Source organism: Psittacicella melopsittaci, from assembly GCF_003585925.1.
Taxonomy (GTDB): domain Bacteria; phylum Pseudomonadota; class Gammaproteobacteria; order Enterobacterales; family Psittacicellaceae; genus Psittacicella; species Psittacicella melopsittaci.
Genome location: NZ_NRJH01000057.1, coordinates 16,385 through 37,647, shown reverse-complemented (window position 1 = coordinate 37,647; position 21,263 = coordinate 16,385). Strand labels below are relative to the sequence as shown.

General features: G+C 33.6%; 19 protein-coding genes, 3 tRNA genes and 1 pseudogene. 12 read left to right on the top strand and 11 right to left on the bottom strand.

Annotated elements, in window-relative coordinates:
- Positions 1-191: 191 nt before the first annotated feature.
- Complete coding sequence (gene mscL / locus CJP74_RS06800; protein WP_119497588.1) at positions 192-629, top strand: large-conductance mechanosensitive channel protein MscL; 438 nt, start codon at positions 192-194, stop codon at positions 627-629.
- Positions 630-673: 44 nt separating this feature from the next.
- On the opposite strand, the gene CJP74_RS06795 is transcribed toward mscL, so the two are convergent.
- Positions 674-1,546: a hypothetical protein gene (locus CJP74_RS06795; protein ID WP_119497586.1), complete on the bottom strand. Its 873-nt coding sequence runs from the start codon at positions 1,544-1,546 to the stop codon at positions 674-676.
- Positions 1,547-2,134: 588 nt separating this feature from the next.
- On the opposite strand from CJP74_RS06795, the gene potA reads away from it, so the two are divergent.
- From potA to CJP74_RS06770, 5 genes are read left to right on the top strand one after another with little or no spacing between them, the layout of a single operon-like run.
- Positions 2,135-3,268 (top strand): spermidine/putrescine ABC transporter ATP-binding protein PotA, encoded by a 1,134-nt coding sequence (potA, locus tag CJP74_RS06790; RefSeq protein WP_282432514.1) that lies wholly within the window; start codon positions 2,135-2,137, stop codon positions 3,266-3,268.
- A complete protein-coding gene (locus CJP74_RS06785; RefSeq protein WP_119497582.1) occupies positions 3,237-4,088 on the top strand; it encodes an ABC transporter permease subunit in 852 nt (283 codons plus the stop codon). The genes potA and CJP74_RS06785 overlap by 32 nt, the downstream gene beginning before the upstream one ends.
- A gap of 2 nt (positions 4,089-4,090) precedes the next feature.
- Positions 4,091-4,870, top strand: coding sequence for a spermidine/putrescine ABC transporter permease PotC (gene potC / locus CJP74_RS06780; RefSeq protein ID WP_427909970.1), 780 nt, complete (start codon positions 4,091-4,093; stop codon positions 4,868-4,870).
- Between the two features lie 54 nt (positions 4,871-4,924).
- Complete coding sequence (locus tag CJP74_RS06775) at positions 4,925-5,371, top strand: type II toxin-antitoxin system RatA family toxin (protein WP_119497578.1); 447 nt, start codon at positions 4,925-4,927, stop codon at positions 5,369-5,371.
- Complete coding sequence (locus CJP74_RS06770; RefSeq protein ID WP_119497576.1) at positions 5,359-5,667, top strand: RnfH family protein; 309 nt, start codon at positions 5,359-5,361, stop codon at positions 5,665-5,667. The genes CJP74_RS06775 and CJP74_RS06770 overlap by 13 nt, the downstream gene beginning before the upstream one ends.
- A 40-nt stretch (positions 5,668-5,707) precedes the next feature.
- On the opposite strand, the gene CJP74_RS06765 is transcribed toward CJP74_RS06770, so the two are convergent.
- Positions 5,708-7,336 (bottom strand): Ppx/GppA phosphatase family protein, encoded by a 1,629-nt coding sequence (locus tag CJP74_RS06765; RefSeq protein WP_119497574.1) that lies wholly within the window; start codon positions 7,334-7,336, stop codon positions 5,708-5,710.
- A 393-nt stretch (positions 7,337-7,729) separates the two neighbouring features.
- Between CJP74_RS06765 and CJP74_RS06760 the strand changes: the two genes are divergently transcribed.
- The 6 genes and pseudogenes from CJP74_RS06760 to mutM all read left to right on the top strand — a co-directional run bounded on the left by CJP74_RS06760 (position 7,730) and on the right by mutM (position 12,450).
- Positions 7,730-7,822 (top strand) — tRNA-Ser (locus CJP74_RS06760).
- 13 nt (positions 7,823-7,835) lie between these two features.
- Positions 7,836-7,912 (top strand) — tRNA-Arg (locus tag CJP74_RS06755).
- A 13-nt stretch (positions 7,913-7,925) separates the two neighbouring features.
- Positions 7,926-8,002, top strand: a tRNA-Arg gene (locus tag CJP74_RS06750).
- A gap of 240 nt (positions 8,003-8,242) precedes the next feature.
- Positions 8,243-10,648 carry an LPS-assembly protein LptD gene (locus CJP74_RS06745; RefSeq protein WP_222987001.1) on the top strand — a complete coding sequence of 802 codons (2,406 nt, stop codon included), beginning with the start codon at positions 8,243-8,245 and terminating at the stop codon, positions 10,646-10,648.
- A 39-nt stretch (positions 10,649-10,687) separates the two neighbouring features.
- Positions 10,688-11,323 (top strand): annotated as a pseudogene (gene yihA / locus CJP74_RS06740) (ribosome biogenesis GTP-binding protein YihA/YsxC); the annotation flags it as partial.
- A 248-nt stretch (positions 11,324-11,571) separates the two neighbouring features.
- A complete protein-coding gene (gene mutM / locus CJP74_RS06735; RefSeq protein ID WP_119497568.1) occupies positions 11,572-12,450 on the top strand; it encodes a bifunctional DNA-formamidopyrimidine glycosylase/DNA-(apurinic or apyrimidinic site) lyase in 879 nt (292 codons plus the stop codon).
- Between the two features lie 20 nt (positions 12,451-12,470).
- Here mutM and CJP74_RS06730 read toward each other — a convergent pair whose 3' ends face one another.
- From CJP74_RS06730 to atpG, 9 genes are all read right to left on the bottom strand, one after another.
- Complete coding sequence (locus tag CJP74_RS06730; RefSeq protein ID WP_119497566.1) at positions 12,471-13,001, bottom strand: SoxR reducing system RseC family protein; 531 nt, start codon at positions 12,999-13,001, stop codon at positions 12,471-12,473.
- A gap of 1 nt (position 13,002) precedes the next feature.
- Positions 13,003-14,085: a MucB/RseB C-terminal domain-containing protein gene (locus CJP74_RS06725; protein WP_222986998.1), complete on the bottom strand. Its 1,083-nt coding sequence runs from the start codon at positions 14,083-14,085 to the stop codon at positions 13,003-13,005.
- A 92-nt stretch (positions 14,086-14,177) separates the two neighbouring features.
- Positions 14,178-15,026 (bottom strand): hypothetical protein, encoded by an 849-nt coding sequence (locus tag CJP74_RS06720; RefSeq protein ID WP_147397064.1) that lies wholly within the window; start codon positions 15,024-15,026, stop codon positions 14,178-14,180.
- Between the two features lie 7 nt (positions 15,027-15,033).
- Positions 15,034-15,660, bottom strand: coding sequence for an RNA polymerase sigma factor (locus CJP74_RS06715; protein ID WP_119497560.1), 627 nt, complete (start codon positions 15,658-15,660; stop codon positions 15,034-15,036).
- 248 nt (positions 15,661-15,908) lie between these two features.
- Entirely contained in the window at positions 15,909-16,952 is a 1,044-nt protein-coding gene (locus tag CJP74_RS06710; protein WP_119497558.1) for a sigma-70 family RNA polymerase sigma factor, read from the bottom strand.
- Positions 16,953-16,961: 9 nt separating this feature from the next.
- Entirely contained in the window at positions 16,962-18,332 is a 1,371-nt protein-coding gene (ftsY, locus tag CJP74_RS06705; RefSeq protein WP_119497556.1) for a signal recognition particle-docking protein FtsY, read from the bottom strand.
- Between the two features lie 171 nt (positions 18,333-18,503).
- Positions 18,504-18,929 (bottom strand): F0F1 ATP synthase subunit epsilon, encoded by a 426-nt coding sequence (locus CJP74_RS06700; protein ID WP_119497554.1) that lies wholly within the window; start codon positions 18,927-18,929, stop codon positions 18,504-18,506.
- 31 nt (positions 18,930-18,960) lie between these two features.
- On the bottom strand, positions 18,961-20,349 hold the full coding sequence (gene atpD / locus CJP74_RS06695) for a F0F1 ATP synthase subunit beta (protein WP_119497552.1): 1,389 nt from the start codon (positions 20,347-20,349) through the stop codon (positions 18,961-18,963).
- An 18-nt stretch (positions 20,350-20,367) separates the two neighbouring features.
- Positions 20,368-21,243 (bottom strand): F0F1 ATP synthase subunit gamma, encoded by an 876-nt coding sequence (gene atpG / locus CJP74_RS06690; protein WP_119497550.1) that lies wholly within the window; start codon positions 21,241-21,243, stop codon positions 20,368-20,370.
- Between the last annotated feature and the right edge of the window lie 20 nt (positions 21,244-21,263).

Sequence of the window (21,263 nt, the reverse complement as noted above, 5' to 3'; positions counted from 1 at the left end):
ATTTGGTTTTTATACAAAAATTGCTTATAATAGGCTGCAAATTTTGTAAATTATTTGCTAATAAGAAAAATTTATAAAACTTTTTGCTAAAAGTATTAGTCTAATAGCGTAGACTAAACATTAACCCCTTTATTAGGGTAATGACTTTTATCTCTTTTATATTTATATTTGTATTTTACAGGTTATTGAAAATGAGTTTATTTCAAGAGTTTAAAAAATTCGCTTTAAAAGGTAATGTAGTTGACCTAGCTGTGGGTGTGGTAATTGGTGGAGCATTTGGTAAAGTGGTTTCATCATTAGTATCTGATATTATCATGCCATTAGTAGGTTTACTAACTGGTGGTATTTCTTTCAAAGACATGAAATGGCAAATTACTGACGGCGTAGCAATTACATATGGTAATTTTATCGATGCTATTGTTAACCTAGTAATTATTGCTGCTGCAATTTTCTTTGTAATTAAAGCTATGATTAAGATCCGTACTATGGCTGAAAATGCTTTAAGCAAACAAAAAGAAGAAGAGCAAGCTGCTGAAGAAAAAGTTGAAGAAGTTAAACTTACTGCAGATCAACAATTACTTACAGAAATTCGTGATCTATTAAAAGCTAACGCGGAAAAAACAAAATAATGTTTATAAAATAAGCACCCTGAACTAGGGTGCTTAATTTATGTTTAAAAGTATAGAACGCGATAACTAATTAAGAAAAAGCTTAGATATAAAAGATTGGTCGAGAGCTTAATAAAAAAGCCACTAAAACCTTTCCAAGCTTTAGTAAAGGCTAAGCTTAAGTTAATAATCGCTATAGCAATGAAAGTAAAAATGTAGGTTAAGACTAGTTTATTACTAATTAGGGCATCATCACTTAAAAAATGAAGCTTAGAGACAAATAAGTATAAGTAAAAGCCCAGAGCTAAGATTAAAAATAGAGTTTCGATAATTAAAAGAAAATGTTTTAAGTTATCAAGTCGGGTTCTACTGAGAATTAAAGCTGCATTAGCAAGAGAGATACCAAAAGCAATTTGCAGAAGTGGGTTAAAGTAGATTTCAAAGGCAAAGTTTACATAAAGGTAAAAAAGATTTTGTAAAACAAAAACTATTGCCAGTGCGGGATAGATAACCCAGTTCACATATTTACGTTCGCCAAGATATGCTTTATCAAACTCAGGTGAATCTTCATCAAGGTTTAGTCTAGAGTCTCTGTGAAAGTAAAATAAAATCCCGAGAAATAAGATAATTACATAAACTAAAAGTTGAGCTTTTGAAGGGTCACGTGCCATAAAAGCTGCTATAATTTCATAACCTGAGTAACCTATGGTTACAAGAGATAGTTTACGGTAATTTAAACTTTGCGTATTACAAAGGCGAGCATTTTTAAAGCTAAACGCAAAAATAAAAATACTAGTTATAACTGCTAAAGTGAAAAAAGGTAAACGATAGTATTCGGTTAGAAACTTATTTTGCCAAGTAATATCAAATCTTGCCAGTAATATAAAAAGGAGAAAAAGAATATAGAACACATAGTTATGCTTGAGGTGTTGGAGCATAAGTATTTTCCTTAATATTTTTAATTTGTTAACAAGAATATTGTAATATAAAACCCCAGAAACTTGGTATTTATTTTAAATATGGCATGAAATTTATTTTAAATTTTGTATATTTTTGCTATAATGAAAAATCGAACTTAATTAATTAAAATTAATCCATCACATTCTGCTACTACGAGATCTTTCACAAAGCTCAAGTAGATTGTGTATAGAGAAATTTATAGTTAACTATAAATATTTTATTAATTTAATTCTTAAGAAACCCTGCTTAAGAGCACGGGCTTTTTTTAATTGTGTTTTGTTTTAGAAATACACTTTTTAATGGGTAGGACGTACCCTAAAGCTATAGATTTATATTCAATGAGCAATAACCTTTTTTAGTATTTTATCTAAACAAATAATCTTCTGGCTTTTATACTTACTTTTGCGCTTGAAGAGTTATGAAGATAAAAGAAAAAAAAGGACGTCAAAACTAAGTTCTAGAATTTTTGGTTCTAGAGATTATTAACTTTTAATAGCCATATAAATGGGTTAAAAATTAATTTCTTTGGTATATAGCAAATGAATAATAGTTCTGATATTAATTTTGTGAAAGATCAAAAAACAAGTAAGTCTATTGTAAGATTAGAAAATATTAGCAAGTCTTACGATGGTAAAACCAATACGATTGAAAACTTCAATCTAGATATTGAACAAGGGACTTTCTTAACTATCTTAGGTCCTTCAGGTTGTGGTAAAACAACAGTTTTACGTATGATCGCAGGGTTAGAAAGTGTAACTGGCGGTAAAGTATTTATTGACCAACAAGATGTTACCGATGTAGGGGCAGAAAAGCGTCAAGTAAATACAGTATTCCAAAGCTATGCTTTATTCCCGCATATGAATATTTTTAATAATGTGGCATTTGGCTTAAAAATGCAAAAGGTTCCAGAAGCTGAAATTAAACAAAGAGTTATGGAAGCTTTAGCTATGGTAAAATTAGAAAATTTTGCTGAGCGTATGCCAAACCAATTATCAGGCGGTCAACAACAACGTGTTGCTATAGCTCGTGCGGTAGTAAATAAACCAAAAGTACTACTTCTAGATGAGTCTTTGTCAGCACTTGACTACCAATTACGTTTAGAAATGCAAAACGAATTAAAAGCATTACAACGTAAACTAGGCATTAGCTTTATCTTTGTTACCCATGACCAAGAAGAAGCTTTAACCATGTCTGACCGTATAATTGTAATGAACAAAGGGAAAATTGTTCAAGACGGAACACCAAGAGAAATCTACGAAGAACCTGCAAATCTTTTTGTGGCAGAGTTTATTGGTGAAATCAACGTATTTGAAGCAACGGTAATAGAGCGTATTGAAGAAAATCGCGTACGTGCAAAAGTAGCAGGTCGTGATTGTATTATTAATACTGATCTAGACGTTTTCCCTGGTAAGCAACTTTTAGTACTTTTACGTCCAGAAGACTTAATCGTTGAAGAGATTCAAAGATTTGATGAAAATATTGATGGGGTGTATGGAGAAATTATCGACCTGAACTATAAAGGTATGACTCTAGATTCACGAGTTAAACTGACAAACGGGCAGATAATTGTAACCTCTGAGTTCTTCAATGAAGATGATCCTTCAATGAACCACAATATTGGACAAAAAGTTGCAATTACATGGCATGATAGTTGGGAGGTAGTTTTAGATGAGAAGTCTAACAAACCTACTGTCGATTAAAAACTTTACTATAGTTTTTATTCTTGCTTGGTTGGGGTTATTTATTCTCGTTCCAGGGATTTTAGTAATCTTAGTTAGCTTTTTCTCACCATCACCAGAGAGCTTTTACCAAGCGGTGTTTTCTCTAGAGAGCTACACTAAACTAGTTGACCCAACCTATTTAAAAGTATTCGAAAATAGTCTTTATTTAGCCTTATGGACTACATTATTTACCTTTATTGTGGGCTATTTATATGCCCTTGCGGTAGTTAATTGTAAGAAAAAATGGCACGCATTTTTACTAATTCTGGTTCTGCTTCCGTTCTGGACTAACAGCTTAGTAAGAATTTATGGGATTAAAAACCTTTTAGGAGCTAATGGGTTTATTAACCAAACATTAATTTCTTTAGGAATTATTGATAGTCCTTTAAGAATTTTATATACAGATACGGCAGTTATCATAGGTATGGTATCTATTTTATTACCATATATGATTCTTCCGATTTACTCTTCTCTGCAAAAAATAGATCATCGTCTTATTGAAGCTGCAAAAGATTTAGGTGCTGGTCCATTTAGAAGATTTACTAAAATTATTTTCCCTCTTTCCTTTCCGGGTGTAGTAGCGGGCTTTACTTTAGTATTCTTACCTTCTATGGGCTTATTCTATATTTCAGAACTCCTTGGAGGTCCTAAATCATTATTAATCGGTTCGGTAATTAAATCAGAGTTCTTATTTACAAGAAACTGGCCATTAGGTGCCGCTCTGTCTATTGCGATGATTATTATCCTTATGTTTACTATGTGGTTAGTAAACAGATTTAAAATAGGGAGAGTAGAGTAATGATAAAAAGAATTGCAATTACTTTCATAATAGCCTTAGTTGTGCTATTTATGTATCTACCAATTGCGGTATTAGTGGTTAATAGTTTCAATGCCAACCGTTATGGTATTCGCTGGGATGGCTTTACTTGGCGTTGGTATGAAAAGCTCTTTAATAACCAAGATATGATTAATGCAGCTCTGCACTCTTTAACTATAGGCTTTTTAGCTGCAACTCTAGTAACCATAATTGGTGCTTTAGTGTCTATAGCTGTTTACCGTTATAAGTTTAAAGGTAAAGGGGCAGTACAAGGATTACTTTTACTAAACATGATTACGCCAGACGTAGTTATGGCTATAGCTTTATTAATCCTTTTTGTAACCTTAGGGTTTTCTCTTGGCTTTACAACTTTACTAATTGCCCATATTACTTTCTGTTTACCTTATGCAGTGATTGTAATAAGTTCGCGTTTACAAGGTTTTGATCGTCGAATTTTAGAAGCTGCTAAAGATTTAGGGGCACCAGAAAGTGTAATTTTACTTAAAATTATCTTACCTTTAATTTTCCCTGCAATTGCAGCTAGCTGGTTACTGTGCTTTATTATCTCAATGGACGATGTAATTATTAGTAGCTTTACTACTGGTCCAGGATATGAGCCATTACCAGTACGAGTATTCTCACTTGTTAAATCAGGTGTGACTCCAGATGTAAACTCAGTTGCAACCATAATGGTATTAGTATCAATTATTATTGTGACTTTAGTTTCATTTGCTTTTAGAGGTAAATTAAAGTTCAATTTTTAATTAAAAGCAAAGAGTAATTCTAAAGTCATTTAGAATTACTCTTTTTTTATTTTTATGATTATTGAATATACTTTAGAAGTTCCATTTACATGCGAACAAATGTTTAATCTTGTAGCAGATTATAATGAGTACCCTAATTTTATTGAAGCTTGTTCGGGAGCAAAAACCTATAAACAAGAGGGAAATGCAGTTATTGCCGAGCTGGAAATGTCTTTTTTACAGTTCAAAAAGAGTTTTAGTACTTTAACAACTTTTTATCCCTACAATAAAATTACTATGGAGCTAGTTGAAGGACCTTTTGATAGGTTACAAGGCTATTGGTTATTTACCCAAGTGGATGATAAAACTACTTTAATAACCTTGTATATCGACTATGAATTTAGTGGTATTATAGGAATGATAGTCGGAACTCCTTTTAAAAAGACTATGCAGTCGATGGCAGACAGTTTTGTTAAACGTGCCCATGAAAAATATAAACCAGGGGAAATATGCAAAAAGTAGAACTTATATACGGTGCTTCTCCAGAGGATATTTATATTTGGAGTAATAAATATGCCGATGATGTGCAATTAACAGTAGAAAAAGTTGTTGATGACTCTAAAGTACTACAAATCTATCAATTAGATAAAGAACAAATGAGTTATGCAATTTTTGCTGAAAAAGCACAGCTACAAGATGCGGTTAAAGACGGGGATAGAGTATCGGTTTTAAGAGCTTTATTACGTCGAAGAAATGAACCTAATCGTGATAAAACGGTACCACATAATCCGAACCGTAAAGATAGTAAAAAAGGCTAAAAAAAAGACCTCTGAGCTCATGAGCTCAGAGGTGTTATTTTTATAAAGATTTAATTTCTATAGCTAGATTATACTTGTCTAACACTTTAGTAAGGCGAGCAAAGTTTTCTTCTAGATATGGATTATCATTTTTTACGCTATCAGCTACATTAATAATTAACTTATCAATAATACCGTCTGTATAATTAAAGCCTACGCGAAGAAGGTTTTGTTTAATTAATTTATAGAACGAAGAGAAAGTAAATTGATAAGCTAACTCCATTAATAGGGCTAAACGATGCATGGGTTCCGCAAAATCATGGCTTGTTGCCACTAAAGCATCAGCAAACTTATGAATGTTTGCAATTTGTTCCCCGTTAAAGCCATAGAGAGGAGTATTTTTTAGAATGTAGTTTGAGTGCTGGGTAAAATTATCGTCATTAATAGAGATACCTACGAGCATAAAAACACAATAATTAGTCACATCTTGATATGACATATTTTGTTGCAGGTATTTATCTTGCTTAATAATAGATAAAGCTTGACGATGAAAGTCATTAAACTGTTTATTTTCTAATTGGAATTTTCTTCTTAGATTGTGAACAGTTAAGACACGAATTTGTTTAAAGATATTGCTATCTTGATCTAAATAGAGCACTCCTTCCCGTAATGCTGATTCAGAATAGGTTAGTTTTTCAAAGCGGAAAACGGTAAATAAAGCCTTAAGAATAGCTAGACCACCAACTAAAACTAAACGACCTGAAGCATCAAAACCATGGTAAACAAGTTGACTGGCGTTTTGATGAGCGAGAATTAACTCTAATAAATCATCTAAACTTTGGGCATTAAGGTAATTTTGTCCATTATACTTAGCGGAAAAGACTTTTACTTTTTCAGCTAACTTAACTAACAACTCACGATTATAAATACTTTTTTCCGTTTCAGGTTTTTCTAAAAGAGCAGTAACTCGTTTTTCGACTTCTTTTAATCCTGTTTTTACACGTAATAAAGTATTTTTAATCGTACCTGAAGAGCCAACTGCTGTTTTACAACCAAGATAATTGCGTACGGTTGGATTATCTAATTCAGTATTAAAAATTTTACAGGCTGCTTCATAAGCTTGATCAAATAGATCTTTGCTAATTGCACCGTCTTTAAAGTATTTTTGCGTAAAAGAGACACAGCCTAAGTTTTTACTTGTAAGATATTGTGGTTCTAGGTTTCGAGATAGAATAATTTCTGTCGACCCACCTCCAATATCAACCGCAATAAAGTCATCGGTAATAGGATTAGAAAGAGCTATACCTTTAAAAATAGTGCGTGCTTCTTCTTCACCTGTGAGAATATTTACTTTATGCGGGAATACTTTAGCTATTTCTGCCAGTAATTGGTCTTTATTTACTGTACTACGAATAGTATAGGTAGCATTTGCACGAACTTCAATATCATCTTTAAAATGACTAATAAACTCTTGCATAGATTTTAAGGCTTTGCAACAGCGAGCAATACCTTCAGGTAAGAGAATATTTTCTTCGTTTAAGTAGCGTGCTAATTGCACAGTAATATTAAATCTCTTAATTACTGGGCGAGATAAGCCAAATCTTCTTGCTATAATGAGGTTAAAACTATTTGACCCCATATCTATTACAGCAATATATTTTTTTGTCTCTGACTTTTTATGAGTAGACATAATTCTATTCGAGATTAAATTAATTAATTAGTTTTAGTAAAAATTATAGCATATTTAGCCAAAAAATTAATCGTCTTGGCGTAATTTATATTTTTAAAGGGAAAAATAAATTAATTTTTTATTTTTAAAATTCAAGCAGATAAAATAAAAGTTGAAAAAAGGTTATTGACATACGTTGCTTAGTTGCTTATAATAGCCAGGTATTCGAAAGGAATACAGCTTAGAATTAAAAGATTAGTGACAAAAAATTATTTGATTTTGATTAGAAAAAGAAGAACTTATTAATTAACAATCTTAAGTTCTTTAACAAATAAAGTTAAAAAAACGCTTGACTTTTTGAATAAATATCGATATAATGGTCAACGTTGTTTTTAACAAGATAAGGTTTTTTGCGGTGAGATGGCCGAGAGGCTGAAGGCGCTCCCCTGCTAAGGGAGTATGGGGCCAAAATCTCCATCGAGGGTTCGAATCCCTCTCTCACCGCCATTTTATTTATAGTGCATCCATAGCTCAGCTGGATAGAGTACACGGCTACGAACCGTGCGGTCAGAGGTTCGAATCCTCTTGGATGCGCCATTTTATTTTCAGTGCATCCATAGCTCAGCTGGATAGAGTACACGGCTACGAACCGTGCGGTCAGAGGTTCGAATCCTCTTGGATGCGCCATCCTTTTTTTAAGCTAGTTACAGATTCTGTAACTAGTTTTTTTTATGTCTAAATTTCTCGAAAAACTACGAGAATGTGATAAAATAAAGGGTTGTAACTGGATAATAATTTTATCCTTAAATAAGCTACTATACCGAATTTTAATACATGTTTTGTAATTTATTCTCTTTAGGTAAAGATAAAAGGTTTCGGCTAACAAAACTTAGCTCAAAGATAGTTTTATTTTTATTAAGTCAAGTAGTGATCTCCTCGACTTATGCTGAAACTATTACAAACGACTTTACAAAAAATTTACCTTCTACTGATGAAGGTTATGCTAATGCCAGCTCAGTACAAAGTCTCATCCCTACTGAAAATTATAATAGCTCAATAACCTTATCTAATTTAGATAAAGAATATCCTGGACTAAATTATAACTACTATAATACTTTTACAGCCCAAGTATATGAGTCTTTAAAAGAAGCACAAACACGCCAAAGACTTTTAGCCCGTGTACCAAGATCAGATGGACGTCTTTATGATTATAATAAAACGCCAATAATTATTAATGCAGACTATATGTTTGCTTCTGATAGTGGTAATACCATTACTTATCGCGGTGACGTATCTTTAGTGCAAGGGGATCGTCTAGTAAAAGCAAGAGAAATAGTTTACCAGCGCCTAGAAGACGGGAAGCAAGTTATTACCTTTGATGGGGAAGTAAACTTAAAATCTAATCAACTATTCCTAGATGCGGATCAATTAGTTATTGAATTACTTAATTCAGGCGGACAAGAGTTACAGGCAAAGGAAACTACCTTTGCGATAGTTAATACCATAATGCACGGACATGCCCTTTCTCTCGATACCAATAAAACTGTAACTACTTTAAACCAGTCTGAACTTTACTCAGGTCCAATTCGTAACTTTACCTTAAATATTCGTGCTAAAGAAACGATTATTAACCAAGAAACCGAAGAGTTAACTTTTAAAAGTGCTACCATGCGTATTGGTAAAGTGCCTTTAATGTGGTTCCCTTCATTTAGTGTAAATATTTCAGGACGTCCGCAAACAGGCTTTAAAGAGCCAACTATAGGTCTTAGTTCAACTACAGGTTTTAGAATTAATATTCCGTTTGTTTGGTATATTAACAACTATGCCAAGTATACAATTAGTACCTTTTTCTCAAGTAAGTTAGGCGTTCTTTTTAATAACAACTTAGATTACCGCTCTAAGTATGGTATTTCGACAATTAACTATGCCTTTACTACGGGCAGCTTAAACCGTAAAGACCAAACCTATCGTTATTACTTAGGGCTAAGACATCTAGCCAATTTTGGTGACTATAACTTAAGTTTAAATTATAGAAGAGTTTCAGATAAACGTTACTTCTATGATTACTATTCAACTACAGATTCATTTTTAAGTTCAGATTACCAACTTTCTTATGCTAAGGGCAAATGGTATTGGGATCTTTCGGCTTATACTTTCCAACCGATTTATAATACCGAAAGAGACTCTTATAACTCGCTTCCAGAGTTTAATTTTACCTATAGAGAACCTTTTGCTTACAATAAGCTAAGATTTGAATCTACAGGGCAAGTTGCGCATTTATATAATCGAGATGCAGATATTTACGATAAAGCTGATCGTTTTTATCTCAAAAACTCGGTTCATTATTCGCAAATTAACTCAGTTTTCCGTTCCGATTACTCTTTAGGTGCTTATGTTACTCTATATCATCAACATAATCGCCAAACTGGTCGCTACGAAAACTTATCTCGTTTTGCTCCTGAGTTTACCGCAGATTTCTCAACTAAATTAGTTCGAGACACTCTTGCCTTTAATCGCTATGCTGTAACAGTTACGCCGAGCTTAGGTTATACTTATCGCCATGTAAATCATAAAAACGATACGCGTTTTTATAATTATGACTCTTCATCGATTTTACCAAGTGTCTTAATGATCCAAAATGGTATCTATAGCTTTGGTATAGATCGTCCTCAAGAAGCTAATGATATTAACTTAGGTTATAAGCTTCAATTTACTGACAGATTTACTGGGCAAGATAAATTTACTGCTCGTATAAACCTTGTTCAATCGGTTACCAAATTAAATTACTTTCATATAGAACCTAATGGGGGATATAGAAAGTATAAGCGTAACCTAGTAACAAGTCTTCACTACAATATTGCTGATAAATTTAACTTAGATACAGCAGCGATTACCGATTTAACTAACACTAATGCGTCAATGGGGATAGTGTCATTTAACTATCAACCAAGTTTAACTAATATAGTGCAGTTAAATTATCGTTTTGCTACCAAAAAGTATCTCGAAAGTGCGGCTATAACAGCTTATAGTAATACTCAAATTAAGCAAGTAGGTTTTGCCTATGTTTGGGATATTAACCCGCAATTATCAATGCTATTTTCAAACTATGTAGATGTGCACGACTGGAAACTAGTTGATCGTAATATTGCCTTTAACTATGTTTACTACGGTTGGTCTGTAAGTTTTTCTTACGAACGTAGACGTATTGGTGCAAATCAATATGAAAATGGCTTTGACTTTTCTTTAAATCTTATTGGCTTTAATAATAACTATAATAACCGTTTCGGTCGTTATATTAATTCAGGTAAAATACCTTTTGTAGGTAATCGTTAATAGTATAATGGCTACTTTTGTAGCCATTTTTTTAAATTTATGCTTAAATTAAATTATCAACGCACCAAGTTTATTATGAGTTCGCCTTCGATTGCCAAATTACCTGTAGACAATGGTCTAGAGGTAGCTTTTGTAGGTGTCTCTAATGCGGGCAAGTCCTCATTGCTTAATGCCCTTTGTAATCAAAAAAACCTAGCTAAAACCTCAAGTACGCCAGGAAGAACGCAATTAATAAATCTCTTTGCTGTTGCTCCTTATGTAAACCTTGTAGACTTACCTGGTTATGGCTATGCTGCAGTTCCTGAAAAGCTAAAAATTGAATGGCAAAAATCTTTAGGTACTTACTTAGAAAAACGTGAATACTTAGCTGGAATAGTGCTATTAATGGATTCGCGTCATCCTTTAAAACCTTTAGATCAACAAATGCTGCAATGGTGTGTTGAGTTTGGTGTGCCTGTGGTAGTTGTGTTAACTAAAACAGATAAACTTACGCAACAAGAGTTAATGAAGCAAATTCGTTTAGTAAACGAAGCCCTAGTAGCCTTTACGGTTGCTAGTGAAGAAAACCCAGATCCAGAACCTATTCAAGTAATTCCAGTGTCTGCGGTGAAAAAACGCGGCATAGACAAACTAGCTCAAGTACTTGATACTTGGTTTGCTCCTGTGACAAGTAAATATGAGCAAATGGGGATTACCGATTTAACTCCACCAGATAAAAATAGTCTGGTAATCGAAACGCAAGCAGAGCAAGAAGAAGATAATGGCTTTTTAAGTAATGCTTTAGCTTCTAAAGAAACCAAAGGAAAAACAAATAAACAAAGATATAGTCCTACAGCTCGACGTTTAGGAACATCTAAGCCTTTTGTTGATCCTAAAAAACTACAAAATAAAAGTAAACGCTATAAGAAAAAATAGGATTAACTATGCCTGAATTACCAGAAGTAGAAACTACGGTACGAGGTATTAAGCCTTTAGTTTTATCACAAAAGATTTCTCAAATAAAAATTAATAACTCTAAGTGCCGACTTGTACCCGGTCAAGATCTTTTAGATCAAGTAGGAACAACAGTTGAAGATGTGTTTCGTCGTGCTAAATATATTTGCTTAAAAAATGCCAAGGGCTATATAGTAATTCATTTAGGCATGTCAGGTAACTTAAAAGTTGTAAAGCAAGACATACCTTTACTTAAGCATGATCATGTGCAAATTCAGTTTAGCAATGGCACAGAATTAAGATACAATGATCATCGTCGCTTTGGTGGAGTAACCTTTATTCCGCAAGACCAATTTGCTGAGCATGAACTATTTGCTAAAAATGGTCCAGATGCTTTAAGTGATGAGTTTAATGCAGCTTATCTTGCTAAGTTTGTCGCAAAGAAAACCAAGCGTCCAATTAAACTAGTTTTAATGGATAATGCAGTAGTAGTAGGAGTGGGAAATATCTACGCTAATGAGTCTCTCTATGAGTGTAATATTAACCCTTGTACTTTTATTTGTGATTTAAAATTAAATCAATTTGAAGAGCTTGTTGCTTGTATTAAAAAGACTTTACAAGCTTCAATAGCTGTAGGTGGGACTACCTTAAAGGATTTTGAGCAACCTGACGGTAAACCTGGCTACTTTGCCCAAAGCTTAAAATGCTATGGTAAAGAAGGAGAATATAATCAAGAATTTGATGACTATTTTGTTCGCATAGAATTAGGCGGACGCAGTTCTTTTGTTTTACCAAAAAAGCAACCTGCTGTAGGGCAAGGTAAAGAAAAATTTGCTCAACTATTACAAAATGCAAAAAAAGTCCTCTGATGATTCAGAGGACTTTTTTTCTATAATTGATTGAATTTACCCGTAAAGTTATCTAAATTAACTGGTGCAGGTTGGTTATTAAGAGAATAATCAAGACCTGCGTATTTTACTTTAGCCTGATAGCTTTTAAATATTGAACTTGCTACCAGATAATAGGCAATTAAGCTAATTAAAATAACCAGAGCCGAGATTAAATCACTAACTTGAAAAAGGTAAAGGAAAAAACTTGGTATAAGCACCGCAACAATAAGCGGTACGAGATAGAAAATGGTTATACCTAACCAAAAACTAGCCCGTGAAGTTTCGATTTTGATTACATCACCAACCGCAAGTTGTTCGTGTTTGATTTGAGCTGCTTGGGCACTAAGCTCAACTAGGTTTTTATTGCGTCCTAAAGAGGTTAATTGGTTGAAGAAGATAGCTCCACAACCTTCACCACGGGCACAAGCTGAACAAAATTCCTTATTAGTGAGCATACGAGCTTTAATAAAAGCTGTATTGTCTTTAATCTCAATGCTTTCTACTTGGGCATTGCGATAGATTTCATTCATATTATTGTTGGGTATTTAACTGTTGACCAAAACCTGTAGGGTGAGAATAGTTTCCTTGGCTATTTTTTACCGTTACGGAGTTAATAATTCCCTTAGCTAAAGATAATGGAATTTGTCCGACAATAATTAGTTTACGTTTAGCGTAATCTTCGGCATATAGGGTGGTTTCCCCTTGTTGCCAGTAATAATGGTCGTTAGTATTAACCTCATTTTCGCTAACGTAAATAGTAAAGCTAAATAAGCCGTCACTATAGGTTTGGGCTAACATTAATTGCTTGTCATTGCTATTGCTTGTACTTTCATTAGCAATTAAACTATTGCCTACCATAGATACTTCATTGTTAGACTTTAAAGTAAAACCAGGTGGTAAGAAAGGAATGTTAACTATTTGCTCAAATTTATTTTTTAGATTTTGATCAACTGAACTACCAAAAATAGAGTTAGTATTAATTACGGCATTTTGAATTTTAGCTAAGGATTGTTGATCCATGCCTAACTCTAAATAAATAGTCGAAAATGAATTTAGAATTGTATATGAATTAGATACTAAATCACGATAGAGAAGATCTACTTTTAAAGGCAGTTTTGTGGTTGTATCTATAGCTAAACGATAAGAGTATAGGTTAGAATACTTATTAGTAATATCGTATACTACTGCTTCTTTATCAGCAACACGAGCTTGCCCTGTTTTTGCCATAAGATAGTTTTGCGAAAGCTTCGAAAAGTTGGCATTAAAAACATTAGGTAAAACATTAAAAGTTGTACCTTTTAGGGCATAAGAGGAGTTACCAATAAGATCTCCTTTTAAATAAACGTTATAAACTGGACCATCAAGGTTAGAAAGTTCAGCATAACGAATATCATTAACAAAATAATTGTTGAATCTATATGCTGTATAACCTGTGGTATTGTAAACACCAAAATATAGAGTGTAGTTTAAAGATTTAATTTGCTTACTCATTTCAATTAAATCTTTAATTGCACTTTGAGATGGGGTAATATTATCTTTTTTATCTGTTGCCGCTTGTGCTATTGAAGAAAAGCCTAAAAGAGATACGGCAACATATGCAAGAACCTTTTTCATATTCATTCAATTCAACGATTTGTTTTTTAATAGTTATTATAGCAAAAAAAAGCGACATAGAACATTTTGTCTATGTCGCTTTTTTGTTAGTTCTATTTATTTGGCGATAAACGTTTTTGGATTTCGTAGTTAGTTACGAAAGTAGATAAATTAATAGTTTGTTTATCTGATAATAATAGACCTTCCATTTTTTGTGTTGGTTGAATTAAATGTAAACTTACAAGTTGTACATTAGTTAATAATTGTGGTTGGTAGTTTTTAAATACCGGATCATTAACTTCGTACGCTTTGAAAGAATAATTACTTGCAACACTTGTATTCGCAAAGTTATTAACCAATAAACCGCTGTTATTGCTATCTAGTGCTTTAGTTAAAGCTGGATCTGAATAAGCTAAAGTACTAAATGATCCATTGTTATTAATAAACTTGTTAAATAAACCAATACATGCGAATGTTGCAATAAAAGCAAAAGCAGCACCAAAAATGTTTCGTAAATTAAAAATTGAAGTTTCAGTTTTTACTGAAGTTGCACTAGTTGCTGGTCTAGGCTGATACTCAGGATTGCTAGGTTCTTCATGTTTTTCACTAAAGAAGGCAATGCCGTTGTTGTTACCTAAGTTAGCATAAGGAGTTTGTTTAACATCCTCTAGTTCGATAGCAACAGGACTGTCGATATCATCTTCAACTTCATAAAACTCTTCGTCTTCAGCAACTTCTAAATTTGCGATCTCTGACATTACGCTTTTGGTAAAATCAAAATTTGCAAATTTTTGTAGGTCAGCAGGCGTATCAACATAGAAGTCTGGATCTTTTTCAACATCCTGATCCATATCTTTTAGCGTTAATACATCAGCTACTAGTTGATCATAAAATAAATCTTCTAGTGTGATCTTACCTGTTGCCAGTTCATCTGCTAAATTAATAAGATGATTCGCACTCATAATAATATTAAAGCTTTGAAAGTATACCATTTTCTTCAATCAGCTCTTTATACATGATTCGAGCTCGATTGATTCTGGATCTAACTGAGTCAATAGTTAAGTTTAACTCAGCACTTATATCCTTATAACTCATACCTTTCTGTATACGCATTAGGAAAGGTCTTAATATATGTTCTGGAATTTGATTCAGGAGTTCTTGTAGAACTCTTCTATTTTCATCGGCGATTATATTATCTTCTATGGAATTACTTTTATCTTCTTGGAGATCAACATATGATCCCTCATAACCCATATCAGATTCAAACGTTAAGCTAACTCGTCGATCTCTGGCGCTTATTGCGTTTAACATTTGGCGTATAGCAATGGTACATAACCAAGTGTAGAATCTACTTTTACCTTGAAATGAATCCAATTTTCTGTATGCCAATACAAAAACATTCTGGGCAACATCCTCTACAAGCCCATTATCACCATATTTTTTTAAGAGAAATTGGATTAATCTATTTTGGTATCTCGTCACAAGAATACCAAAAGCATTCATATCGCCAGACTTAATTCGTTCAATTAGCTTAAGTTCTTGCTGACGTAAATCTTCATCATTATTGTCAATCTGCTTTAAGCTACGCTCTGACATGAGTAATCTCGTATCCTTAGCAAGAAAACTTATTAAGCAATTTTATTTAACTCTCTCTAACTATTAAATTAGACAAATATTATTCTTAAAAGTTTCACGAATTACAAAAAAAATTATAAATTTAATATAAAAACTTTAATTTTAAGGAGTTATATTAAATGAATAAGACAGTAGGTAATTATACCTTATATAAAATATTATAGCAAAAAAATCTTTTAAACCCAAATAATATGGTAAGAATTAGTAAATTATTCTTCTGTCGGTCTAAATCTTGATAAAGCTTCAGCTAATTTTTCTTTTGCTTTCATTTCAATTTGACGTACACGTTCATTTGAAATATTAAATTTATTTGCTATTTCATTAAGCGTCGCTTTAGCTTTTACCTCAGGGAAAAAGTCTTCGGCTACGCGAACTTTGATTATATATTGTTCACGCTCATCAAGCACACTAGCAAAAGCTTTAAAGAAGGCTTCTCTAAGGTTGCGAGATGTTTCATCTTCTTCTACCTGTTTAGAAAAGTCTGAATTTTCATCTGTAGTGAAAGTAGACGGATTGTAAGTATAATTATCGTCATTTCCACTATCAGTTTCAAATGGAGTAGCTTTAATTAATGCACCTTCAATGCTTCTAACATAACTTGCTGTTTTGTTATTTAAAGTTTTAGCTATATCCTCGTAGTCCTGATTAGTTAAAGGACGTTCAGCACGAATTTTGAGAATGGCAGTTTTTGCTAAAGATGCATCTTTGGTGGTAATAGCTTTAGTTGCATAGGCAAGTTGGTTAACTAACTTGGAGATATTCTTTTTAATATGGTGGTATGCATAAGTAATTAAGCGTCCCCCGTTAGATTTATCTTGATCGTAGTTTTTAACTGCTTCAACAAAGCCTTCAAAAGCTGCTTGGTTTAAATCATCATCAGAAACATTTGAGTATTTATAGTCTTTATATACTAAATGCTCAATGTATTTAGTATAAGCTTGAAGAAGAGTGGTAAAGGCTTTACGACGCTCTGTAATATCAATTTCAAGGTCATTAGCTGTTTTAATTAACTCTTCCTCAATCTCTTTAGTGAGAACACATTTTACGCCACTTACGTAATAAACAATTTCTTGTCCTCTAGTTTGGTTAGTTGTAATAGTAGCATTAGGAGCTAGAGAAACATTACTAGAAGTATTTGTATAAGAAGCGTTTATTGTGTTGTTAGTTGTATTTACTTCACCCGTTACATCTACAGTACCAGATGAACCAAGATTAATATTGTCTTTTGTTTTTGTTTTTGTTTCTTTAGCCATACTAGTTAACTATTTATTTTCCTTAAATAAGGCCTGAATAAAGTCATCGGCATTAAATGGTTGTAAGTCATCAATTTTTTCCCCAACGCCAATATAGCGAATAGGTTTTTTGAATTTATCACAAATTGCAAAGATAACCCCACCTTTAGCAGTACCGTCTAATTTTGTTAAGTTAATACCTGTAATATTTACAGCCTTATCAAAGGCTTCTACTTGACCTACAGCGTTTTGCCCTGTTGAGGCGTCTAGAGTAATCATAACTTCATGTGGAGCTGTAGGATCTAATTTTTGTACTACACGTACAATTTTACTTAACTCATCTAATAAGTGGTTTTTGTTAGATAAACGACCTGCTGTGTCGGCAATAACTACATCTATGCCTTTTGCTTTTGCTGAATTAAAAGCGTCATAAATAACCGCAGCACTATCAGAACCTGGTTTTTGCGAAATTACAGGCACGTTATTACGGTCACCCCATTCTTGTAACTGCTCAATAGCTGCCGCACGGAAAGTATCTGCTGCAGCTAGAACTACACTTTTACCTTCTTGTTGTAGTTTTTTCGTCAGTTTACCAATAGTAGTAGTTTTACCTACGCCATTAACCCCGATCATTAAAATTAAAAATGGTTTATGATCTTTAATTTCTAAAGGTTGAGCACAAGGTTCAACTATCTCTTTTAATTCCTTTTTGAGTTGACTGTAGAGAGCTTCGGCATCATTTAACTGCGTAAATTTAACATGATCAGTTAGGTTTTTAATGATTTTATCAGTTGTATCTATACCTACATCGGCAATAAGTAAGTGCTCTTCTAATTCTTGGAAAAGATCTTTATTGATTTTTTTCCCAACAAAGAGAGCTGATAAACCAGCACCAATGTTAGCTCCTGTTTTTGATAAACCAGCTACTAAACGAGAGAAAAATCCTTTTTTAGGTTTTGCGGGTTCAGCCTCAGTATTAGTTTCTTTTGCTAATTCTTGTTCGCTCTGAGCATTACTTTCGCTTGCTAAGTCTTGTTCGGTTTGAACATTACTTTCGCTTGCTAATTCTTGTTCGGTTTGAGCATTGCTTTCGCTTGCTGACTCTTGTTCGGTTTGAGCATTATTTTCGCTTGCTAAGTTTTGTTCGGTCTGAGCATTATTTTCGCTTGCTAACTCTTGTTCAGACTGAACATTAGTTTCACTTACTGTGTCTTGCTCACTTTCTCTTGCTAAATCTTGTTGCTCTTGAGCTTCATTATCTGCGTTAAGCTGATCATCGGTCGCTTCAAGGTTATTTTCAGTTTCTTGGAGCTCTTTTTCTTCTAAAGCTTGAGCTTGCTCTTTTTGTTTATTTTTCTCTTCCGAATTACCGAAAATATTTTTAATCCATTTTAAAGCCATTTATACATCCTTTAATCATATTATTTCCTTATTTATGGTATAGATGCATTTATAACATAAATAAGGAAATACTAATCACACTAGTTATATAATTATATCATCTTTTTTCCTAGGAACAAGGGCAAGAAACAACGATATAAGGGAGGTTTTACCCTCCCTTATACTTGTTAATTAACGTTTGCTTTGCATGCTGTTAATATACTCATATGCACGTAGTTTTGCAATTTCACGTTTAAGTTTAGCTGCAACTAGTTCCATATCGTCTTCTTTGAGATTAGATAGTTTAGATTCTGCAGCTTCTTTAGCTTTAAGAATTCTTTCCTTATCTAAATCTTTTGCATGGATTGCAACGTCAGCCAGAATTGTTACTATATTTGGTTGAACTTCTACAAAGCCACCAGAAGTATAAATTACTTGGGGTTCACCGTTAACCGTAAAGCTTACCATCCCTGGTTTTAACTTAGATAGTAATTGAGTGTGACGAGGGTAAATACCTAATTCACCACCTTCACCTGTTACGTTAACATGGTCAACAAAGCCTTTATACAGAATATTATCCTGGCTAACAATTACAAGTTCAATTGTACTTGCTGACATATTGACCTCTGCTTATATTACTTACTAAGTATTAGTTAGCAAGAGTTTTCGCTTTCTCTACAACTTCATCAATAGTACCTTGCATATAGAATGCTTGTTCTGGGATGTCGTCGTATTGACCTTCTAGAATACCTTTGAAACCACGGATAGTTTCTTTTAATGGTACGTATTTACCAGCAGAACCTGTGAAAACTTCAGCAACGAAGAAAGGTTGTGATAAGTAACGTTCGATTTTACGAGCACGAGCAACGGTTAATTTATCTTCTTCAGATAACTCATCCATACCTAGAATTGCAATAATATCTTTTAATTCAGTATATTTTTGTAAGGTATGTTGTACCGCCGTAGCTACATTATAGTGCTCTTCACCAATAACGTTTGGATCTAGTTGTCTAGAAGTTGAAGAAAGAGGGTCAACCGCAGGATAAATACCTAGTGAAGCGATTTGACGTGATAAAACTACTGTTGCATCTAAGTGAGCGAAGGTTGTCGCTGGAGATGGGTCAGTAATATCATCGGCAGGAACATATACCGCTTGAACTGAAGTAATTGAACCTTTTTTCGTTGAAGTAATACGTTCTTGTAATACCCCCATTTCTTCAGCTAGAGTAGGTTGATAACCTACCGCTGATGGCATACGACCTAAAAGAGCTGATACTTCTGTACCTGCAAGAGTATAACGGTAAATGTTATCGATGAATAAAAGTACGTCAGAACCTTCATCACGGAAACGTTCAGCAATTGAAAGACCAGTTAAAGCAACACGAAGACGGTTACCTGGTGGCTCGTTCATTTGACCGTAAACTAGTGATACTTTATCAAGTACGTTTGACTCTTTCATCTCATGATAGAAGTCGTTACCTTCACGAGTACGCTCACCTACCCCTGTGAATACAGAGTAACCTGAGTGCTCAATCGCAATGTTACGAATAAGTTCCATCATGTTAACGGTTTTACCTACACCAGCACCACCGAAGAGACCAACTTTACCACCTTTAGCAAATGGACAAATTAAGTCAATAACTTTAATACCAGTTTCTAATAAATCTGTTGAAGCAGATTGATCTTCATAACTTGGTGCTTTTTGGTGGATCGAACGTAGTTCATCAGTGTTAATTGGACCAGCTTCATCAATAGGGTCACCAAGTACGTTCATAATACGACCTAATGTACCTTTACCAACTGGAACAGAAATAGGCGCACCTGTGTTTTTTACATCTAATCCACGACGTAAACCTTCAGTTAGACCCATGGCAATACAACGTACTACCCCACCACCGATTTGTTGTTCAACTTCAAGAACAAAACGGTGATCTAGACCTTGAACTTCAAGTGCGTCATAAATTTTCGGTACAGAATCGAGTGGGAATTCCACGTCAATAACCGCACCTACAATTTCAACAATCTTACCTAAAGACATTGGTAAACCTCATTTTCCTTAAACTGCTGCTGCACCAGCAACAATTTCGTTAAGTTCGTTTGTAATACTTGTTTGACGAGCTTTGTTATATACAAGAGTTAACTCATCAATAAGTTTAGAAGCATTATCAGTTGCTGCTTTCATGGCAATCATTCGAGCAGCTTGTTCACATGCTAAAGACTCTAATACACGAGTGTGGACAATATTGTGCACATAACGTCCAATTAGAGATTTAAGTAATTCATCAGCATCGTCATTATCGTAAATGTAGTCCCAATTAGAATCACTAGCTAAACGGTCTACATCTTCTGGTAGAGTTGGTAATGGTAAATACTGTTCACGACGTGGTTGTTGCGTCATAGTATTAATGTATTTATTACTAAATAATTCCACTAATTGGTATTTACCATCTAAAAAGTCTGCTACCACCCCTTGAGCAAAGCCAAGAGTTTCTTCAGCCTTAGGTTTATCACCTAAGTTAGCTACAGAGTAGGCAATATTTTGATGAATGTTTTGGAAAAACGCTAATGCTTTAGCCCCGATAACCGCAACATCTACTTTAATACCTTGACGATTAAATTCTTCAAGACTTGCTAGAGTACGCTTAAAGAGATTAATGTTTAATCCACCACAAAGACCACGGTCAGTAGAGATAACAATAAATAATGCTCTTTTTACCTGTTGGTCTTTGATAAATGGATTGTTAGCATTAGGTTTTGCTTTAGCAATGTGACTAATAACACGTTTAAGAGCAGAGGTATATGGTTTACTATGTGCCATAGCATCTTGCGCATGACGCATTTTAGAAGTAGCAACCATTTCCATTGCTGAGGTAATTTTTTGCGTAGATTCAATACTCGCAATCTTACCTCTTATTTCTTTTGTATTAGCCATAACAGTTCCTTAGTTTGTCA

Coding starts and splice junctions, on each gene's coding strand:
- mscL (WP_119497588.1), top strand. CDS start 192: ATGAGTTTATTTCAAGAGTTTAAAAAATTCGCTTTAAAAGGTAATGTA.
- CJP74_RS06795 (WP_119497586.1), bottom strand. CDS start 1,546: ATGCTCCAACACCTCAAGCATAACTATGTGTTCTATATTCTTTTTCTC.
- CJP74_RS06785 (WP_119497582.1), top strand. CDS start 3,237: ATGAGAAGTCTAACAAACCTACTGTCGATTAAAAACTTTACTATAGTT.
- CJP74_RS06775 (WP_119497578.1), top strand. CDS start 4,925: ATGATTATTGAATATACTTTAGAAGTTCCATTTACATGCGAACAAATG.
- CJP74_RS06770 (WP_119497576.1), top strand. CDS start 5,359: ATGCAAAAAGTAGAACTTATATACGGTGCTTCTCCAGAGGATATTTAT.
- CJP74_RS06765 (WP_119497574.1), bottom strand. CDS start 7,336: ATGTCTACTCATAAAAAGTCAGAGACAAAAAAATATATTGCTGTAATA.
- mutM (WP_119497568.1), top strand. CDS start 11,572: ATGCCTGAATTACCAGAAGTAGAAACTACGGTACGAGGTATTAAGCCT.
- CJP74_RS06730 (WP_119497566.1), bottom strand. CDS start 13,001: ATGAATGAAATCTATCGCAATGCCCAAGTAGAAAGCATTGAGATTAAA.
- CJP74_RS06725 (WP_222986998.1), bottom strand. CDS start 14,085: ATGAAAAAGGTTCTTGCATATGTTGCCGTATCTCTTTTAGGCTTTTCT.
- CJP74_RS06720 (WP_147397064.1), bottom strand. CDS start 15,026: ATGAGTGCGAATCATCTTATTAATTTAGCAGATGAACTGGCAACAGGT.
- CJP74_RS06715 (WP_119497560.1), bottom strand. CDS start 15,660: ATGTCAGAGCGTAGCTTAAAGCAGATTGACAATAATGATGAAGATTTA.
- CJP74_RS06710 (WP_119497558.1), bottom strand. CDS start 16,952: ATGGCTAAAGAAACAAAAACAAAAACAAAAGACAATATTAATCTTGGT.
- ftsY (WP_119497556.1), bottom strand. CDS start 18,332: ATGGCTTTAAAATGGATTAAAAATATTTTCGGTAATTCGGAAGAGAAA.
- CJP74_RS06700 (WP_119497554.1), bottom strand. CDS start 18,929: ATGTCAGCAAGTACAATTGAACTTGTAATTGTTAGCCAGGATAATATT.
- atpD (WP_119497552.1), bottom strand. CDS start 20,349: ATGTCTTTAGGTAAGATTGTTGAAATTGTAGGTGCGGTTATTGACGTG.
- atpG (WP_119497550.1), bottom strand. CDS start 21,243: ATGGCTAATACAAAAGAAATAAGAGGTAAGATTGCGAGTATTGAATCT.